We start from the raw sequence: 15,641 nt of genomic DNA, 5'->3' as shown, positions 1-15,641 counted from the left end.
GATGGGGCGTGGCGCAGGCCGCGAGCGCGGCGCTGGACATCAGGATGAGAACGAGCTTGCGCCCGACGGCGCTGTGGCGATGGGCGAGCATGGTCGCAGATCCTTCCTCCCGGACGCCCCCCAGCGCACGGTTCTTGCGCCAAACATTGCGCGCCAAGGCTTTGAACTGCGGTTAAGGAGGATGGTTAATCCGTTAAGGTCGACGACGTCCTGGCGGACGGGGTGGGATTCGAACCCACGGTGGGCTCTCACCCACGGCGGTTTTCAAGACCGCTGCCTTAAACCACTCGGCCACCCGTCCAGGTCAGGATTAGTCCTTGGCGCGCTCCACATAGGAGCCGTCCTCGGTGAGGATCACCACCCGGGTGCCCGGCGCGATATAGGGCGGAACCATGGTGCGCAGGCCGTTGGAGAGCACGGCGGGCTTGTAGGAGGACGAGGCGGTCTGGCCCTTCACCGAGGGCTCGGTGTCGACGATCTCGAAGGTGGCCAGGCGCGGCAGGGAGAGCGCGATCGGGACGTCGTTGTGGGTGGAGAGCTGGACGGTCATGCCCTCCTGCAGATAGGGCGCGGCGTCGCCGACCACGTCTTCCGGCGCGGTCAGCTGGTCGTAGTTCTCGGGGTTCATGAAGTGGAACCCGTCGCCGTCCTGATAGAGGAAGGTGTGATCGCGCTCGTCGACGAAGGCCTTTTCGACCGACTCCGTGGTGCGGTAGCGCTCCGACACCTTCACCCCGTCGGAGATGCGGCGCATGTTGAGCTGAGTCACCGGGGTGCCCTTGCCGGGGTGGATGTTCTCGGCGCTGAGGACCACGTAGAGCTTCCCGTCCATGTCGACGACGGAGCCCTTCCGGAGGGAGCTGGCGGCTACTTTTGGCAAGTCATTCGTCCTTTGGTCGCGCGGGCCCATCGGCCGGCGCGTTGTGCTAAGTTCCTGCGCTCCTATAGCGATCCGGGCCAGGATCGCCAGCGTCTTGGAGCCTCAGCGTGCCCACCCCCCTGCCCTCGCCCTGGTGGCGGCCCGAGAACCACCAGGATCGCAGGCCCTACCTGCTGGGCCGCAACGCCATACTGAAGGCGATCCGGGCCTGGTTCGAGGGTCAGGGGTTCACCGAGGTGGAGGCCGCGGCCCTGGCGGTGTCGCCGGGCAACGAGGCCCACCTGCACGCCTTCGCCACGGAGGCGATCACAACCGACGGAGAGCGCTCTCCGCTCTACCTGCACACCTCCCCGGAGTTCGCCTGCAAGAAGCTGCTGGCGGCGGGCGAGCGGAAGATCTTTGATTTCGCAAAGGTTTGGCGCAACCGCGAGCGCGGGGCCCTGCACCATCCCGAGTTCACGATGCTGGAATGGTACCGCGCCGAGGCGCCCTACGAGGTGCTGATGGCCGATTGCGCCAGCCTGCTGGCCCTGGCGGCGGAGGCGGTGGGGGCGGAGTCGCTGCGGTTCCGGGGCCATGCCTGCGACCCCTATGCCGAGCCGGAACGGGTCACGGTGGCGCAGGCCTTCGATCGGCATGCCGGGATCGACCTCTTCATGTCGGTGGCCGCGGATGGAGGAGTCGACCCTTTGGTGCTGGCGGGCCAGATGGCCGAGCGGGGGATCCGGACGGCGGCCGACGACACCTGGTCCGATATGGTGTCACGGGTTCTGGTGGAGAAGATCGAGCCGCACCTCGGGATGGGCCGACCGACATTGCTCTACGAGTACCCGACGAAGGAGGCCGCACTGGCCCGTCCGAAGCCGGGGGACCCCCGAGTTTCCGAACGATTTGAACTATATGCCTGCGGCGTCGAACTGGCCAACGCGTTTGGCGAACTGACCGACGTTGACCAGCAGTTTGACCGTCTGAGCGCCGAGATGGACGAAAAGCATCGGGTCTATGGCGAGCGCTATCCCATCGACGAGGACTTCCTGGCGGCGCTCGCGGTGATGCCGGAGGCCAGCGGCGCGGCCCTGGGCTTCGACCGCCTGGTGATGCTGGCGACGGGGGCGGCGCGCATCGACCAGGTGATCTGGACGCCGGTTCCGGATTGACCACTACTCGCTTGAGGATCGGCGCGGGCGCCTATAGTCATGCGGTCGTGAGCGCATCGCTGTTCCCCGCCCTGAGGATCGCCATCGTGACGTTCTGCGTCGCGCTGTCGCTGGTCTACGCCAACGCCTCGGCCGCCGGCGTCGTCGACCAGTTGCAGCATCAGGGCCAGCCGGACCATCATCACCAGCACTCGGCGTTCAGCGACCTGTCGTTCGACGATCACCCTCAGGACGGCGATCACGACGACCATTCCCAGCCGCCCGCCGACGGCGCGGACACCAGCCAGGATCGGGACACCGGCCAGCACCACCACCATGCGGATGGGCCCCAGGGCCTCCTCGGCTCGGTCGCCGCCTATGGCGCTCTCGACGGACGGCCCGGCGCGCGCCCGGCGGCCGGCTCCGACAACCTGATCACAGGACCCGGCTCGTCGGGACCTGAACGCCCTCCCAAAGGCCTCACCTTCAGCGTCTGAGCCCCCGCGTCGTCCGACGTGGGCCGATCCACGTCTGCTTCGCGAGACCCTCATGCCAATCCCATCCGACGCGCGCCTCCGGGCGCCGTCCCGCCACTTCCTGGCGGCCGGCGCCGTCCTGTTCGCGGCGATCGGTTTCGACGCCGCCGCCGAGACCCTGACCCTGCCCGAGGCCCTGACGCGGGCCGCCGTCCACGACCCGGCCCGACCGGCCATCGCCGCCCGGGTCCAGGCCGCCGAGGCGAGCCTGCGCCAGGCCGGGGTGCGCCCCAATCCAAGTCTCGGCCTCGACCTGGAGAACTTCGCCGGGTCCGGCGACCATTCCCTGCTCGACCGCTCCGAAGCCACCATCTCCTATCAGCAGACCTGGGAGCGAGGCGGCAAGCGCGAGGCCAGATCCGGCGTTGCTCAGGCCGAGCTGGGTCTGGCGCGCGCGCGGGCCAAGGTTCGGGCCCTCGATCTCCTCGCCGAGGCCCAGGCGGCCTGGGTCGAGGCCTTGGCCGCTCAGGCGGCGATCGGCGTCGCGGAGGAACAGCTGGCCTCGGCCGAGCGGCTCGCGCAGGAGGTGGACCGCCGGGTGAGGGCCGCCCGAGATCCCCTGTTCGCCGGCGAGCGCGCCCGCACCGCGGTCGCCCAAGGGCGGATCGCGCGGGACCAGGCCATCGAGGGCGCCCGCCAGGCTCGCGTCGCCCTGGCCGCCTTCTGGGGCGGCGCGCCCGACTTCGAGCTCGATCCCCGACAGCTTGAGCTGACGGCATTCGCGCCGCCCGGCCCCCTCACGGAAACCCCCGACTTCGCGGTCTTGAGCGCTGAGCGTGACGCGGCGGCCAGCCGCATCAGACTGGAACAGTCCCGCACCATACAGGATCCGACCTGGCGGGCGGGGGTTCGCCATTTCGGCGATGGCAATGAGGTGGCGGTGATTGTCGGCGGATCGATCCCGCTCGGTCGCCACGACACCAACCGGGGCAACATCGAACGCGCCCAGGCCGAGCGGACGGCGGCCGAGGCCGACATCGTCGCCGCCCGCGTCCTGCGCGAACGCGAGGTCGCGCGCCTGACCGCTCGGCGGACGGCCACGCTCGCCGAGGTCCGCCGCATCGACGTCGAGGTGCTGCCCAGCGCCGAACGCGCGGTGGCCATGGTGCGCGACGGCTTCAATCGCGGCGGCGGCGCCTTCACCTATCTGGAGGTCGCCGACGCCCAACGCGCGGTCATCGAGGCCAAGGCCCGAAGGATCCACCTCCTGAAGACCATCCATCTAGATGACGTGCGCCTCGACCGGCTGACCGGTCGCCACGCCGCCCTCATCGCCAGCGCGGAGAGCCACTGATGCCCGTCTATCCCATCCGCGCCCTCGGCGGCCTCATCCTCGCCTGCGGATTGCTCGCCGCCTGTGGAGACCGTCCCGCGGCCAAGGCCGAAGGCGGCGAGCACGCCGCGCCGACAGGCGACTACGAGCGCGGCCCGCATCGCGGCCGCCTGCTCCGCGATGGCGAGTTCGCCGTCGAGATGACCATCTTCGAGGACGGCGTGGAGCCCGAGTTCCACGTCTATCTCTATCGCGAGGACAAGCCGCTCGACCCCCGGCAGGCGCAGGTGAGCGTCGAACTCACCCGCCTTGGCGGCAAGGTCGACCGCTTCGCCTTCGCGCCCGTCGAAGACTACCTGCGCGGAGCCGGCGTGGTGGTCGAGCCCCACTCCTTCGACGTCAAGGTCCGGGCGGTGGAGGGTGGCCGAAGCCACCAGTGGACCTATGCGTCCTACGAAGGACGGACGACCATTTCGGCTGAGGCGGCCAAGGCCGGCGGGGTCCGCACCGAGACCGCCGGGCCGGCCTTGATCGGCGAATTGATCGACATGGCGGGCCGGGTGGAGATCACCCCGGAGGGCAAGGCCGAGGTCCGGGCCTGGTATCCGGGCCGGATCCTGATGCTGCGGGGAGAACTCGGCCAGTCGGTCCGCAAGGGCCAGCCAATGGCCCGGGTGGAGTCCAGCCACAGCCTGCAGGCCTATACGATCCCCGCCCCGATCAGCGGGGTGATCGTCGAGAAGGCCGCCAATGTCGGCGGCGTGGCCGGCGACCAGCCCCTGTTCGTCGTCGCCGATCCCACCCAGCTGCACGCGGAGTTCTTCGTCTATCCGCGCGACGCCGAACGCATCCGGTTGGGCCAGCCGGTGGAGGTGCGTTCCCTCTCCGGCGAGGCCCGGCTGAAGGCCAAGGTCGAGGCGATCCTGCCGACCGCCGACGTGGCGAGCCAGACCCTGATGGCCCACGTCCACCTGCCTGCGGGCGCGGCGCAGAGCTTCCGGCCCGGCATGGGCGTCGAGGGGTCCTTCGTGATCGGGGAGGCCTCCGCGCCGCTGGCGGTGCGCACCAAGGCCCTGCAGCGCTTCCGGGACTTCACCGTGGTCTTCGCCAAGGTGGGCGACACCTACGAGGTCCGGATGCTCGAACTCGGACGCCGGACCCCGGAATGGACCGAGGTCCTGGGAGGGCTGGAACCCGGAACCGAGTACGTGGCGGACGGCGCCTTCCTGATCCGCGCCGACATCGAGAAGTCAGGGGCCAGCCATGACCATTGACGCCACGCCCGCCGCCCCAGCCCTGCTGGAGCGGATCGTCGCCTTCTCGATCCGGTTCCGGTGGGCCGTCCTGGCCCTGGTCCTGGTCTCCGCCGCCATTGGCGTCTGGAGCTTCCAGCGCCTGCCGATCGACGCCACCCCCGACATCACCAACGTGCAGGTGCAGATCAACAGCGAGGCCCCGGGCTTTTCGCCCCTAGAGGCCGAGCAGCGGATCACCTTCCCGGTGGAGACTGCCATCGCCGGCGTCCCGGGCCTGCAATATACGCGCTCGGTCTCCCGCTACGGGCTTAGCCAGGTGACCGCCGTCTTCGAGGACGGGACCGACATCTATTTCGCCCGTCAACTGATCAACGAGCGCCTGCAGATCGCGCGCGGCCAGTTACCCCCCGCGGTCGCGCCAGAGATGGGTCCGATCTCCACCGGCCTGGGCGAGATCTTCATGTACACCGTCGAGGCCAAGCCCGGCGCGCGCGGCCCGAACGGGCGGCCCTATACGCCCGAGGACCTGCGCACCCTGCAGGACTGGGTGATCAGGCCGCAACTTCGCAACACGCCCGGGGTCACCGAGGTCAACACCATCGGGGGTTTCGAACGGCAGTACCATGTCACCCCCCTGCCCGAGCGCCTGTCGGCCCATGGGCTGACCCTGAGCGAGGTGATCTCGGCCCTGGAGCGCAACAACGCCAATATCGGCGCTGGCTATGTCGAGCGGTTCGGCGAGCAATACCTGGTCCGGGTCCCGGGCCAGGTCGCGGGGATCGACGACCTCAAGGGCGTCATCGTCAGCAACCGCGGCGGCGTGCCGATCCGGGTCGCCGACGTGGCCGATGTCGGCATGGGCGAGGAGCTTCGCACCGGGGCGGCCACAGAGAACGGCGCCGAGGTCGTGCTGGGCACAGTCTTCATGCTGGTGGGCGAGAACAGCCGCACCGTGGCCCGCGCGGTCGCCGCGCGCCTGGAGGAGGCCGCCAAGGCCTTGCCGCCCGGCGTCACCGCCGTGCCGATCTATGACCGCACCGATCTTGTCGACCGCGCGATCAAGACGGTGGCGACCAACCTCGTCGAGGGCGCCCTGCTGGTCATCGTCGTGCTGTTCCTGCTGCTGGGGAACATCCGCGCGGCCGTGATCACCGCCGCCATCATCCCGTTCTCCATGCTGCTGACCATCACCGGCATGGTGCAGTCCAGGGTCTCGGGCAACCTGATGAGCCTGGGCGCCCTGGACTTCGGCCTGATCGTCGACGGGGCCGTGATCATCGTCGAGAACTGCCTGCGGCGGTTCGGCGAGGCCCAGCATCGGCTTGGCCGGGTGCTGAGCCGCGACGAACGCTTCAGCCTGGCGGCCACCGCGACGGACGAGGTGATCGGCCCCTCGATGTTCGGCGTGCTGATCATCACCCTGGTCTATGTGCCGATCTTCGCGCTCACCGGGGTCGAGGGGAAGATGTTCCACCCCATGGCCATCACCGTCGTGATCGCCCTGACCGCGGCGATGATCCTGTCGCTCACCTTTGTCCCGGCCGCCGTAGCGCTCTTCGTGACCGGCAAGGTCGAGGAGAAGGAAAGCCCGGTGATGCGCGGCGCCCGGCGCCTCTATCAGCCGGTCCTGGAGACGGCGCTGCGGCGGCGCGGGACCTTCGTGGCCGGCGCGGTGGCCTTGGTGGCGCTGGCGGGCTTCGCGGCCAGCCGCATGGGCTCGGAGTTCGTCCCCAATCTCGACGAGGGCGACATCGCCATGCACGCCCTGCGCATCCCCGGCACCAGCCTCAGCCAGGCGATCCAGATGCAGACCGCCCTGGAAGCCCGGATAAAGTCGTTGCCGGAGGTCGAACGGGTGGTGGCCAAGATCGGCACCGCCGAGGTGGCGACCGATCCCATGCCGCCGTCGGTCGCCGACACCTTCATCCTGCTGAAGGACCGCAAGGACTGGCCAGATCCACGCAAGCCGCGGGCCAAGCTCGTGGAGGAACTGCAGGCCACCGTCGCCGAGGTTCCCGGCAACAACTACGAGTTCACCCAGCCGATCCAGATGCGGTTCAACGAACTGCTGTCGGGGGTGCGCGCCGACGTGGCGGTCAAGGTGTTCGGCGACGATCTCGACCAGTTGCTGGAGCTCGGTAACCAGCTGGAGGCCGTGGTCGGCGGTGTGGAAGGGGCGCAGGACGTCGGCGTCGAGCAGGTCACCGGCCTGCCAGTGTTGCAGATCACCCCCGACCGGGCGGCGCTCGCCCGGCTGGGCCTGAACATCGCCGATGTGCAGGACGTGGTCGCCACCTCCCTGGGCGGCGCGGTCGCCGGTCAGATCTTCGAGGGCGACCGGCGCTTCGACGTCATCGTGCGCCTGCCGGAAGACCTGCGCCGCGACGTCGATGCGATCGGCCGCCTGCGCATTCCGCTGGCGGCCTCGGGGGACGGGCCTCGCGGCTTCGTCCCGCTGGCCGACGTGGCCAAGGTCGAGGTGGAGATCGGCCCCAACCAGATCAGCCGTGAGAACGGCAAGCGCCGGGTGGTGGTCACCGCCAATGTCCGGGGCCGCGACCTGGGTTCCTTCATCGGCGAGGTCCAGCGGAAGGTGGGCGCGGAAGTGGAGATTCCCAGCGGGTATTGGGTCACCTATGGCGGGACCTTCGAACAGCTGATCTCGGCGGCCAAGCGCCTGCAACTCGTGGTTCCGGCGGTCCTGCTGCTGATCTTCGGCCTGCTCTACGCCCTATTCCGATCGGCCAAGGACGCGGCCATCGTGTTCTCCGGCGTGCCCCTGGCGCTCACCGGCGGGGTGGCGGCGCTGCTGCTGCGCGGCCTGCCGCTCTCCATCTCGGCGGCGGTGGGGTTCATCGCCCTTTCGGGGGTCGCGGTGCTCAACGGCGTCGTCATGGTCAGCTTCATCCGCAACCTGGTGGCCCAGGGCCGACCCCTGGATGACGCGATCTCCGAGGGGGCGCTGACTCGATTGCGGCCGGTGCTGATGACCGCCCTGGTGGCCAGCCTCGGCTTCGTGCCGATGGCCTTCAATGTCGGGGCCGGCGCCGAGGTGCAGCGACCGCTGGCGAGCGTGGTGATCGGGGGGATCATCTCCTCGACAATCCTCACCCTGCTGGTCCTGCCCGCGCTCTATCGCATCGTCCACGGTCGCGACGCGGAGGCGCGCGGGATGGTGTAGCGGCGGCCCTCCTCTCCCAGACCCTGGGCGCTTCAGATGGGCTCTTCTGAAGTGCTCAGGGTCTAACCCTTCATCGCGCAGACCTCGGCGGCCAATTGCTGGAAACCGGTCGTGTAGTCGGTCCAGGGGGTGGCCGGGCTGGGGTTGGCCGCGTTGATGAGCCCGCCGCTCTTGGCGTAGTTGGCGCCGCTGAGGAAGGTGGCGGTCTTGGCCTGGCAGTCGAAGGCCACCTGGTGGATCGACCAGGCCACCGGGGTCGGATTGCCGTTGAAGGCGGTCGGGCTGTCATAGAGGGTCTGGACCGAGGTGGTCTTCACCGCCCCCTGGGTGGCGATCACGCCGGAGGTGAAGGACCAGGCGGCGAAGCTGTCGCGGGCGACGCCCTCGTAATAGGGCGCGCCCTGCAGGGCCAGGGCGAGGCCGGCGGCGAGGATATTCATCACTGCGCCGTCAGTCCGGCGGTTTCCATGACGCCGTCCGGGCCCGGCACGCCGGTGACCGTGACCGACATGGTGCCGCTGCCGCCGCCGTTGTCCTGCACGTTGAAGACCACGATATTGGGCTGCTTCAGGGTGATGAGCTTGACCCTGGTGAAGCCGCCGTCGGTCCCGTTGACCAGGGGCTTGGTGTAGGTGGTGAAGCCGTCGGCGTCGGGCGCCGGGATCTCCGAGGCCGGCCGGCAGCCGAAGAACTTGATGGGTCCGGCGGTCGGATCCACGGCCCAGGCCGCGTCCGACAGGCATTTGGGATCCAGGATGATCCCCGCCCCGCCCATGGCCGAGGCGCTGGATCCGGTGGTCAGCAGGGCGAGCGCGGTCGCGATCAGCAGACGCTTCATGGTCGTGACTCCGAGGATTGCGCGGTTCAGGAGCCCGGGCGGGCGCCCAGGGTGATGGTGTAGGACATCTGAGCCGGGGTCGGATGGCAGCTGGCCATCGGGGCGTCCTCACGGCAGACCCCCTTGGGGGTGTCGTAGCCGACGCTGACGGCCACGGCGGTGGTCGCCTTGCGATAGCCGGTGGCGGTTCCCGTGGGCCCATCGGCGTCGGCGTTGTGGTCCTGGGTCCAGCCCTGGCCCTTGAGCATGGCGTCCAGCTTGGCGCCGACGGCCTGGAAGCTGGGCCCGAAGACCTGGCCCGTGCCGCTGAAGGTGATGGTGCAGCCCGGCGCGTCGGCCAGCCCCGGATAGGAGACCGGCCCGGTCGAGAGCGTCGAGGTCGCCGAAAGCGCGGCCTCGGCCCCGGACTTGAGGGCCGCGCAGGCCGCCGGTTCCGGCGGGGCGGCCCGCGCGGTCCCCAGGGGCGCGAGGGCGACCAGGGCGACGAACGCCGCGTGACGAAGACCCACCAGACCGCGCATGACCACCCTCCCGCGTTTGGAGAGGAGCCTCGGTCAGGCCCCGGGGCCTGACAAGCGGCTGATGACCCGAATTGTGGAGGCCGCGCCCCGCCGGTCGCGGTGGCGCCGCCTATTCGTTGCGCCGCGGCTGCCACCAGACGCCGGAGTCGGCGGGCATGGGCGCGTCTAGGGCGTAGCACATGAAGAGGGCGTGGCCGTCCAGGACGTCGCGGGCCTGCTGCTGCGCCTTCAGTTCGGCGACGCGGGCCTCGCAGGCCGGCCGGGTGTCGAACGGACCCTCGATCGGACCGTAATAGTGCTCCGACCGGCGGCCGTCCGGGCCGTCGCCGACCACGTAGGAACTGGAGACCACCACGTACTGCCCCGGCCCGCGATAGACTCCGGCGGACGCGGGGGCGGCGGCCAGGCTCAGGAGCCCCAGGCCCAGGGCGAGGCGAAGGAACATGCGAACCTCCAGGATCGGGCGCAACGCCGCGCCCCGAGCGGAGAGGCTACGCCCTTTCCGGGGGCGCGGCGAGCGGGGGCAGACGGACGACACAACGCGCTCCTCTCCCGCTTGCGGGAGAGGTTGGGTGAGGGCCTTGCAGGCGGGCCGAATGCGCGGCGGCGCCGAGAGACCTCCGCTGCGCGGAGGCCCCCCCACCCGACCTCTCCCCCGCGAGCGGGGGCGAGGAGGAGGTCGGCGGAGCCTTAGGCCGCGTCCTCCACCTTCAGGCTTTCGCGCAGGGCGCGTTTGAGGAACTTGCCCGAGGCGTTGCGGGGGATGGCTTCGTCGAGGAACCAGACGTAGCGGGGGGCCTTGTGCTTGGCCATCAGGGTCATGCAGTGGGTCCGCAATTCGTCGGCGGTAAGGCTGTGGCCGGGGCGGAGCAGGACGGCGGCGCCGACCTCCTCCCCCAGGCGCTCGTCGGGGACGCCGAAGACGCAGACCTCGGCCACGGCGGGGTGGCGATAGCAGGTGGCCTCCACCTCGGCGCAGTAGACGTTCTCGCCGCCGCGCAGGACCATGTCCTTCTTGCGGTCGACGATGAAGATGAAGCCGTCCTCGTCGATGCGGGCCACGTCGCCGGTGTGCAGCCAGCCGTTGGTGATGCTCTCGGCCGTCGCGTCGGGGCGGTTGAGATAGCCCTTGATCACCGGGGCGCCCTTGACCCAGAGCTCGCCCACATGGCCGGGCGGCACGGTCTGGCCGTCGTCGTCCACGCAGCGGGCCTCGAAGGTGGGCATGGCCGGGCCGCAGCTGTCGGGCTTGTCGACGAAGAAGTCGGCGGCCACCGAGGTGATGATGCCGCAGGTCTCGGTCATGCCGTAGCCGGTGTTGGGCCGGGCGGTGGCGACGGCGGAATCGATCTTGGCCACCAGGTCGGGCTGCAGCTGGGCGCCGCCGCCGCCGAGCGACAGCAGGCTGGAGGTGTCGGTCGTCGCGAAGTCGGGGTGGGTGATCACCTCACGGGCCATGGTGGGCACGCCGCTCATGGCGGTGATCTTCTCGCGCGCGATCAGCTTCAGGGCCTCGCCCGGATCCCACTTGTACATCAGCACCATCTTGCCGCCGCCGGCGGTGAGCGCGTAGGCGGCGCAGTTGTTGGCGGTGACGTGGAACAGGGGGGTGACGATCAGGCCGGCGGGGATGCCCGGGGCCGGGGCGGCGGCGGGATCGATTCCGTTGGCCCGCATGGTGGCCAGGCCCTGGACCTGACCCGAGAAGCCCATGTTCATCAGGTTGGCGACGCAGCCGCGATGGGTGAGCTGGGCCCCCTTGGGGAAGCCCGTGGTGCCGGAGGTGTAGAAGATGCAGGCGTCGGCGTCGGGGTCGATCTGCACGTCGGGCATGTCGCCGCCGCGGCGGGTGACCTCGGAGAAGGGCAGGACGCCCTGCGGCGGCTCAGCCATGCGGGTGACGATGAGGCGGACGCCCTGCGCCATGGCCGGGCGCTCCAGGATGCGGGCCAGGCGTTCCTCATCGCAGAAGACCACCTTGGGGGCGCTGTCCTTGAAGGCATATTCCATCTCGTCGGTGACCCACCAGGCGTTCATGCCCACGCAGGCGACGCCGAGGCAGACGCAGGCCCAGTAGATCAGCATCCATTCGGGATAGTTGCGCATGGCGATCGCCACCCGGTCGCCGGGGCGCACACCCTCGGCCCAGAGCCAGGCGGCGATGGCGTTCACCTTCTGATGGGCCTGGGCGTAGGTGATCCGCTCGTCCTGGTAGACCAGGTAGTCGCGGTCGCCATAGGCGGCGGTGGACAGCCAGACGGCGCGGATGTTGGGCGGGGCGTTCTTGAAATTGCGGATCAGGTTCCCGCGAACCTCGATCTCCTCGATCTCGAAGGGTTGGCCCGGGGCCGTCAGCTCGGCCCAGGCCTGCTTGAGTTCCTTGTAGTGCATCTCGTCCCCAACGCGTTTTTGATTTTTGGCTGAAGCTCCATAGTGTCGGAATTCCGCAGGGTGCGCCAAGCGGGAAACGGGGGGACGGCAAATGAAAACCTACCGCATCGGGGTGATCGGCCTCGGCCAACGGATCGCCCACGTGCTGGCGGCCATGAAGGAGGTCGGCTGGAGCCTGGAGGTGGCCGGCCACGTCGACCCGGGGCCGGTGGGGGCGCCGATCCTGGCCGCCGCGGGGATCGATCCGGGGGTCAGCTACCCCTCCCCCGGCGCCCTGCTGGCCGACGGGCCCTATGACCTGGTGATGATCGGCACGCCCAACCACCTGCACATGCGCCATCTCGGCCTGGCCATGGCGGCCGGCTATCCGATCTTCGCCGAGAAGCCGATCGTGCGCACGGTGGAGGAGACCTATGCGCTCGCCCGCGCCCTGGCCGAGCCCGGCCGGCCGCCGCTGTTCATCGGCCTGGTCATGCGCTCCATGCCCATCGTCCGCGAGGTGATCAAGCGCGTGGACTCAGGCGAACTGGGGGAGATCGTCTCCATCGACGCCACCGAACACCTGAACGTCGAGCACGGCGCCTATCTGGCCCGCAACTGGCGGCGCAAGCAGGAATGGGGCGGCAGCTACCTGCTGGACAAGGTCTGCCACGACTTCGATATCTTCGGGCGGATCGTGGGCGCGCGGCCGTCCAAGGTGGCGAGCTTCGGCGGGCGCAAGATCTTCCGGTCCGAGCGGGCGGGCGCGCCGCGCACCTATGACGACGGGACGCCGGCCTATGTGGCCACCAACCCCGGCTGGATGGGCGCCAACGACGCCTTCGAGAGCGACATGGACGTCACCGACCACCAGACCGCCATGGTGGAGTACGAGAACGGCGTGCGGCTGTCCTTCCACGCCAACAGCCATGTGAGCCTGCCCGAGCGGCGCTGGTACGTGGCCGGGACCGACGCCACCCTGATCGCCGACCTGGTGCGCAACAAGCTGATGATCCGCCGCACGCTGAGCCGCCAGAAGCCGGAGCGGATCGACTATGGCGGGGTCACCGCCGACAGCCACAACGGGGCCGACCAGGCCATGGCGCGGGACCTTCTGGCGACGCTGGAGACCGGGGTCGCGTTCCCGGTGACGCCGTTCGACGCCATGGAGGCGGGGCTGACGGTGATGGCCATCGACCAGGCGATGGAGACCGGGACGATGCTCGACTGCGGGGAGATGTGGGCGGGGTTGGATGAGGCGCAGGGTTGAGGCTCCTGGTTCGTGGGGTTCGTGGGGTTCGTGGACAATCTGATGGGCCTTCGCGGCGTCGCGGCTTCAAGAATTGGAACCACGAACCTCACGAACCACACGAACGGGCTACCCCCTCCCCTTTCGCCAGGATGAACGGCGCCTTGCGCGCTTGTCACGACAATGTCGGGCGAGTATCCTCGCTGTGATCGAGGACACCGACATGACTAGCCCCGCCTCTCGCACCGAAAAGCTCGACCTCCGCCTCACCGCCGCCGCCAAGCGCGTGCTGCAGACCGCCGCCTCGGCGAGTTCGCGGTCGGTGAGCGAATTCGTGCTGGAGAGCGCCCTGGCGCGGGCGGCGGAGACCTTGCCGGATCGCCAGCATTTCGGGCTCGACGCCGAGCAGTGGGCGGCGTTCCAGGCGGCGCTCGATGCGCCGGCGCGCCCCCTGCCCCGGCTGATCGAACTGCTGGAAACCCCGAGCGTGTTCGAGACTTCCGAAAAGGGATGAGCGGCCTGCGCATCGAGAAGCTGCGGCGCGAGCACGTCGTCGAAGGCTTCGACTGTGGCAAGGAGGGGCTCAACCGGTTCCTGGTGCGCCACGCGCTCCAGAGCCAGCAGGCCGGCGCGTCAACGACCTATGTGGCGACCGACGGGGACAAGATTGTCGGCTATTACAGCCTGGCGGTGGGCCAGGTGGACTATGATGACGCGCCTGAGCGACTGGTGAAGGGCCTGGCGCGGCATCCGGTTCCGATCATGCTCCTGGCCCGGCTAGCGGTGGCCGCGGAATGGCAGGGGCGCAGGCTCGGGGCCGGATTGCTGAAGGACGCCAGCCTGCGCACGCTCCAGGCCGCCGGGATCGCCGGCATCCGGGCGCTTGTCGTTCATGCCAAGGATGACGAGGCCAAAGGCTTCTACGAGCGGTTCGATTTCGTGGCCTCGTCGAGCGATCCGTATCATCTGATGGTGCTGGTGAAGGATCTGCGGGGCCGGTTCTAAGCGCACAGGATCTCCGCGAGCGCCGCCAGCAACCTCCCGGACTGCTCCTCCGTCCCGACAGTAATCCGCAGATACTCCCCGATCCTCGGCGCGTCCCAGCGGCGCACCAGGATGGCGCGTTCGCGGAGGGCTGCGGCCAGGGCCGCGCCGCTGTGGTCGGGGTGTCTCGTGAAGACGAAGTTAGCACTCGACGGCAGAGTCTCGAAGCCCAGGGCGGTGAGGCCCTCCACCAGCTTGGCACGCGTGGCGGTGATGGTGGCCAGGGTCGCCTGGAAATAGCCCTCGTCCTGCACCGAGGCGATGGCGCCGGCCTGGGCGGGGCGGCTGAGGGGGTAGGAGTTGAAGCTGTCCTTCACCCGGGTCAGGGCCGCGATCAGGTCGGGATGGCCCAGGGCATAGCCGACCCGCAGGCCGGCGAGCGCCCGGCTCTTGGAGAAGGTGCGGACCACCAGCAGGTTGTCGTGGGTGGCGATCATCGGGATGGCGGTCTGGGCGCCGAAGTCCACATAGGCCTCGTCGATCACCACGGGGGCGTTCGGGTGGTCGGCCAGCAGGGTCTCGATATCGGCCAGCGGCAGGGCCACGCCGGTCGGCGCGTTGGGGTTGGGCAGGATGATGGCGCCGGCCGCGCGGCGGTAGTCGGCGACGCGGATGTTGAAGGCGTCGTCTAGGGGGATGGTCTCCGCCTCGATGCCGAACAGGCGGCTGTAGACCGGATAGAAGCTGTAGCTGATGTCGGGGAACAGCAACGGCGCCTCGTGCTTCAGCAGGGCGGCGAAGGCGTGGGCCAGGACCTCGTCGGAGCCGTTGCCGACGAAGACGTTGGCCGACTCCAGGCCGTGATAGGCGGCCAGCACCCGGCGCAGGGCGGTGGCCTGCGGGTCCGGATAGAGGCGCAGGGTGTCGCGGGCCTCGGCGGCGACGGCGGCCAGGGCCTTGGGCGAGGGGCCGAGCGGGCTCTCATTGGTGTTGAGCTTGATGAGGCCGGCGATTTGCGGCTGCTCGCCCGGGACATAGGGCGAGAGGGTGTGGGTCAGGTCGCTCCAGAGGCGGCTCATGGAATCCTCGGGCCGTGGGTTTGCCGTGTCTTACAGCCTGGAAAGCGCCCTGCCCCCCTTGTTCGTGACGTTCGTGTGGTTCGTGGACGATCTGATGGGCCTCGCGGCGTCACCGCTGGAAGAGATGGAACCACGAACCTCACGAACGTCACGAACAGACCACCCCCGCCCTCTTTCCCAATCGTCATCCTCGGGCCTGTCCCACGGCTGTCCGGTTCACGCTGGGCGCAGGTCCAAGGTCAGCTGTCTTGGATCTGTGGGCGAGGGTGGTGGGGGCCTGGTGAGCTGGTCGAGTGCGCGTCGGTGCATGAGGTTGGCTCGGACGAGGCGGGCGAAGG

The 15,641-nt window shown here is 69.4% G+C and carries 15 protein-coding genes and 1 tRNA gene; 8 read left to right on the top strand and 8 right to left on the bottom strand.

Annotated elements, in window-relative coordinates:
* Positions 1-211 precede the first annotated feature (211 nt).
* Both Q7T09_RS07860 and efp read right to left on the bottom strand, forming a co-directional pair.
* A tRNA-Ser gene (locus tag Q7T09_RS07860) sits at positions 212-301 on the bottom strand.
* Between the two features lie 9 nt (positions 302-310).
* Complete coding sequence (gene efp, locus Q7T09_RS07855; RefSeq protein ID WP_304699018.1) at positions 311-910, bottom strand: elongation factor P; 600 nt, start codon at positions 908-910, stop codon at positions 311-313.
* Positions 911-987: 77 nt separating this feature from the next.
* On the opposite strand from efp, the gene epmA reads away from it, so the two are divergent.
* From epmA to Q7T09_RS07830, 5 genes are read left to right on the top strand one after another with little or no spacing between them, the layout of a single operon-like run.
* Positions 988-2,037 carry an EF-P lysine aminoacylase EpmA gene (gene epmA / locus Q7T09_RS07850; RefSeq protein ID WP_304699016.1) on the top strand — a complete coding sequence of 350 codons (1,050 nt, stop codon included), beginning with the start codon at positions 988-990 and terminating at the stop codon, positions 2,035-2,037.
* A 47-nt stretch (positions 2,038-2,084) separates the two neighbouring features.
* Positions 2,085-2,513, top strand: a complete 429-nt coding sequence (locus Q7T09_RS07845) for a hypothetical protein (protein WP_304699015.1) — start codon at positions 2,085-2,087, stop codon at positions 2,511-2,513.
* A gap of 52 nt (positions 2,514-2,565) precedes the next feature.
* Positions 2,566-3,846 carry a TolC family protein gene (locus Q7T09_RS07840; protein ID WP_304699014.1) on the top strand — a complete coding sequence of 427 codons (1,281 nt, stop codon included), beginning with the start codon at positions 2,566-2,568 and terminating at the stop codon, positions 3,844-3,846.
* Positions 3,846-5,099 carry an efflux RND transporter periplasmic adaptor subunit gene (locus tag Q7T09_RS07835; protein WP_304699012.1) on the top strand — a complete coding sequence of 418 codons (1,254 nt, stop codon included), beginning with the start codon at positions 3,846-3,848 and terminating at the stop codon, positions 5,097-5,099. The genes Q7T09_RS07840 and Q7T09_RS07835 overlap by 1 nt, the downstream gene beginning before the upstream one ends.
* Positions 5,100-5,121: 22 nt before the next feature.
* A complete protein-coding gene (locus Q7T09_RS07830; RefSeq protein ID WP_304699019.1) occupies positions 5,122-8,262 on the top strand; it encodes an efflux RND transporter permease subunit in 3,141 nt (1,046 codons plus the stop codon).
* Positions 8,263-8,324: 62 nt separating this feature from the next.
* Here Q7T09_RS07830 and Q7T09_RS07825 read toward each other — a convergent pair whose 3' ends face one another.
* The 5 genes from Q7T09_RS07825 to Q7T09_RS07805 all read right to left on the bottom strand — a co-directional run bounded on the left by Q7T09_RS07825 (position 8,325) and on the right by Q7T09_RS07805 (position 12,012).
* Positions 8,325-8,702: a hypothetical protein gene (locus Q7T09_RS07825; protein WP_304699010.1), complete on the bottom strand. Its 378-nt coding sequence runs from the start codon at positions 8,700-8,702 to the stop codon at positions 8,325-8,327.
* On the bottom strand, positions 8,702-9,100 hold the full coding sequence (locus Q7T09_RS07820) for a hypothetical protein (RefSeq protein ID WP_304699008.1): 399 nt from the start codon (positions 9,098-9,100) through the stop codon (positions 8,702-8,704). Before Q7T09_RS07820 ends, Q7T09_RS07825 begins: the two co-directional genes overlap by 1 nt.
* A 26-nt stretch (positions 9,101-9,126) precedes the next feature.
* Positions 9,127-9,621, bottom strand: a complete 495-nt coding sequence (locus tag Q7T09_RS07815) for a hypothetical protein (protein ID WP_304699006.1) — start codon at positions 9,619-9,621, stop codon at positions 9,127-9,129.
* Between the two features lie 109 nt (positions 9,622-9,730).
* Positions 9,731-10,066: a hypothetical protein gene (locus Q7T09_RS07810; protein WP_304699005.1), complete on the bottom strand. Its 336-nt coding sequence runs from the start codon at positions 10,064-10,066 to the stop codon at positions 9,731-9,733.
* Positions 10,067-10,311: 245 nt separating this feature from the next.
* Positions 10,312-12,012, bottom strand: a complete 1,701-nt coding sequence (locus Q7T09_RS07805) for a class I adenylate-forming enzyme family protein (RefSeq protein ID WP_304699004.1) — start codon at positions 12,010-12,012, stop codon at positions 10,312-10,314.
* 91 nt (positions 12,013-12,103) lie between these two features.
* On the opposite strand from Q7T09_RS07805, the gene Q7T09_RS07800 reads away from it, so the two are divergent.
* The 3 genes from Q7T09_RS07800 (at position 12,104) to Q7T09_RS07790 (ending at position 14,245) form a co-directional block, all read left to right on the top strand.
* Positions 12,104-13,261 carry a Gfo/Idh/MocA family protein gene (locus Q7T09_RS07800; protein WP_304699003.1) on the top strand — a complete coding sequence of 386 codons (1,158 nt, stop codon included), beginning with the start codon at positions 12,104-12,106 and terminating at the stop codon, positions 13,259-13,261.
* Positions 13,262-13,463: 202 nt separating this feature from the next.
* The gene (locus Q7T09_RS07795; protein WP_304699002.1) at positions 13,464-13,754 is read left to right on the top strand and encodes a DUF1778 domain-containing protein; all 291 of its coding nucleotides are present in this window, start codon (positions 13,464-13,466) and stop codon (positions 13,752-13,754) included.
* A complete protein-coding gene (locus Q7T09_RS07790) occupies positions 13,751-14,245 on the top strand; it encodes a GNAT family N-acetyltransferase (protein ID WP_304699001.1) in 495 nt (164 codons plus the stop codon). Before Q7T09_RS07795 ends, Q7T09_RS07790 begins: the two co-directional genes overlap by 4 nt.
* Here the strand turns inward: Q7T09_RS07790 and hisC are convergent.
* The gene (hisC, locus tag Q7T09_RS07785; protein ID WP_304699000.1) at positions 14,242-15,303 is read right to left on the bottom strand and encodes a histidinol-phosphate transaminase; all 1,062 of its coding nucleotides are present in this window, start codon (positions 15,301-15,303) and stop codon (positions 14,242-14,244) included. The genes Q7T09_RS07790 and hisC overlap by 4 nt on opposite strands.
* Positions 15,304-15,641 lie beyond the last annotated feature (338 nt).

It is taken from the genome of Phenylobacterium sp., from assembly GCF_030645195.1.
Classification (GTDB): Bacteria; Pseudomonadota; Alphaproteobacteria; order Caulobacterales; family Caulobacteraceae; genus Phenylobacterium.
The sequence above is the reverse complement of the archived record's forward strand: the minus strand, read 5'-3'. Positions and strand labels throughout refer to the sequence as shown.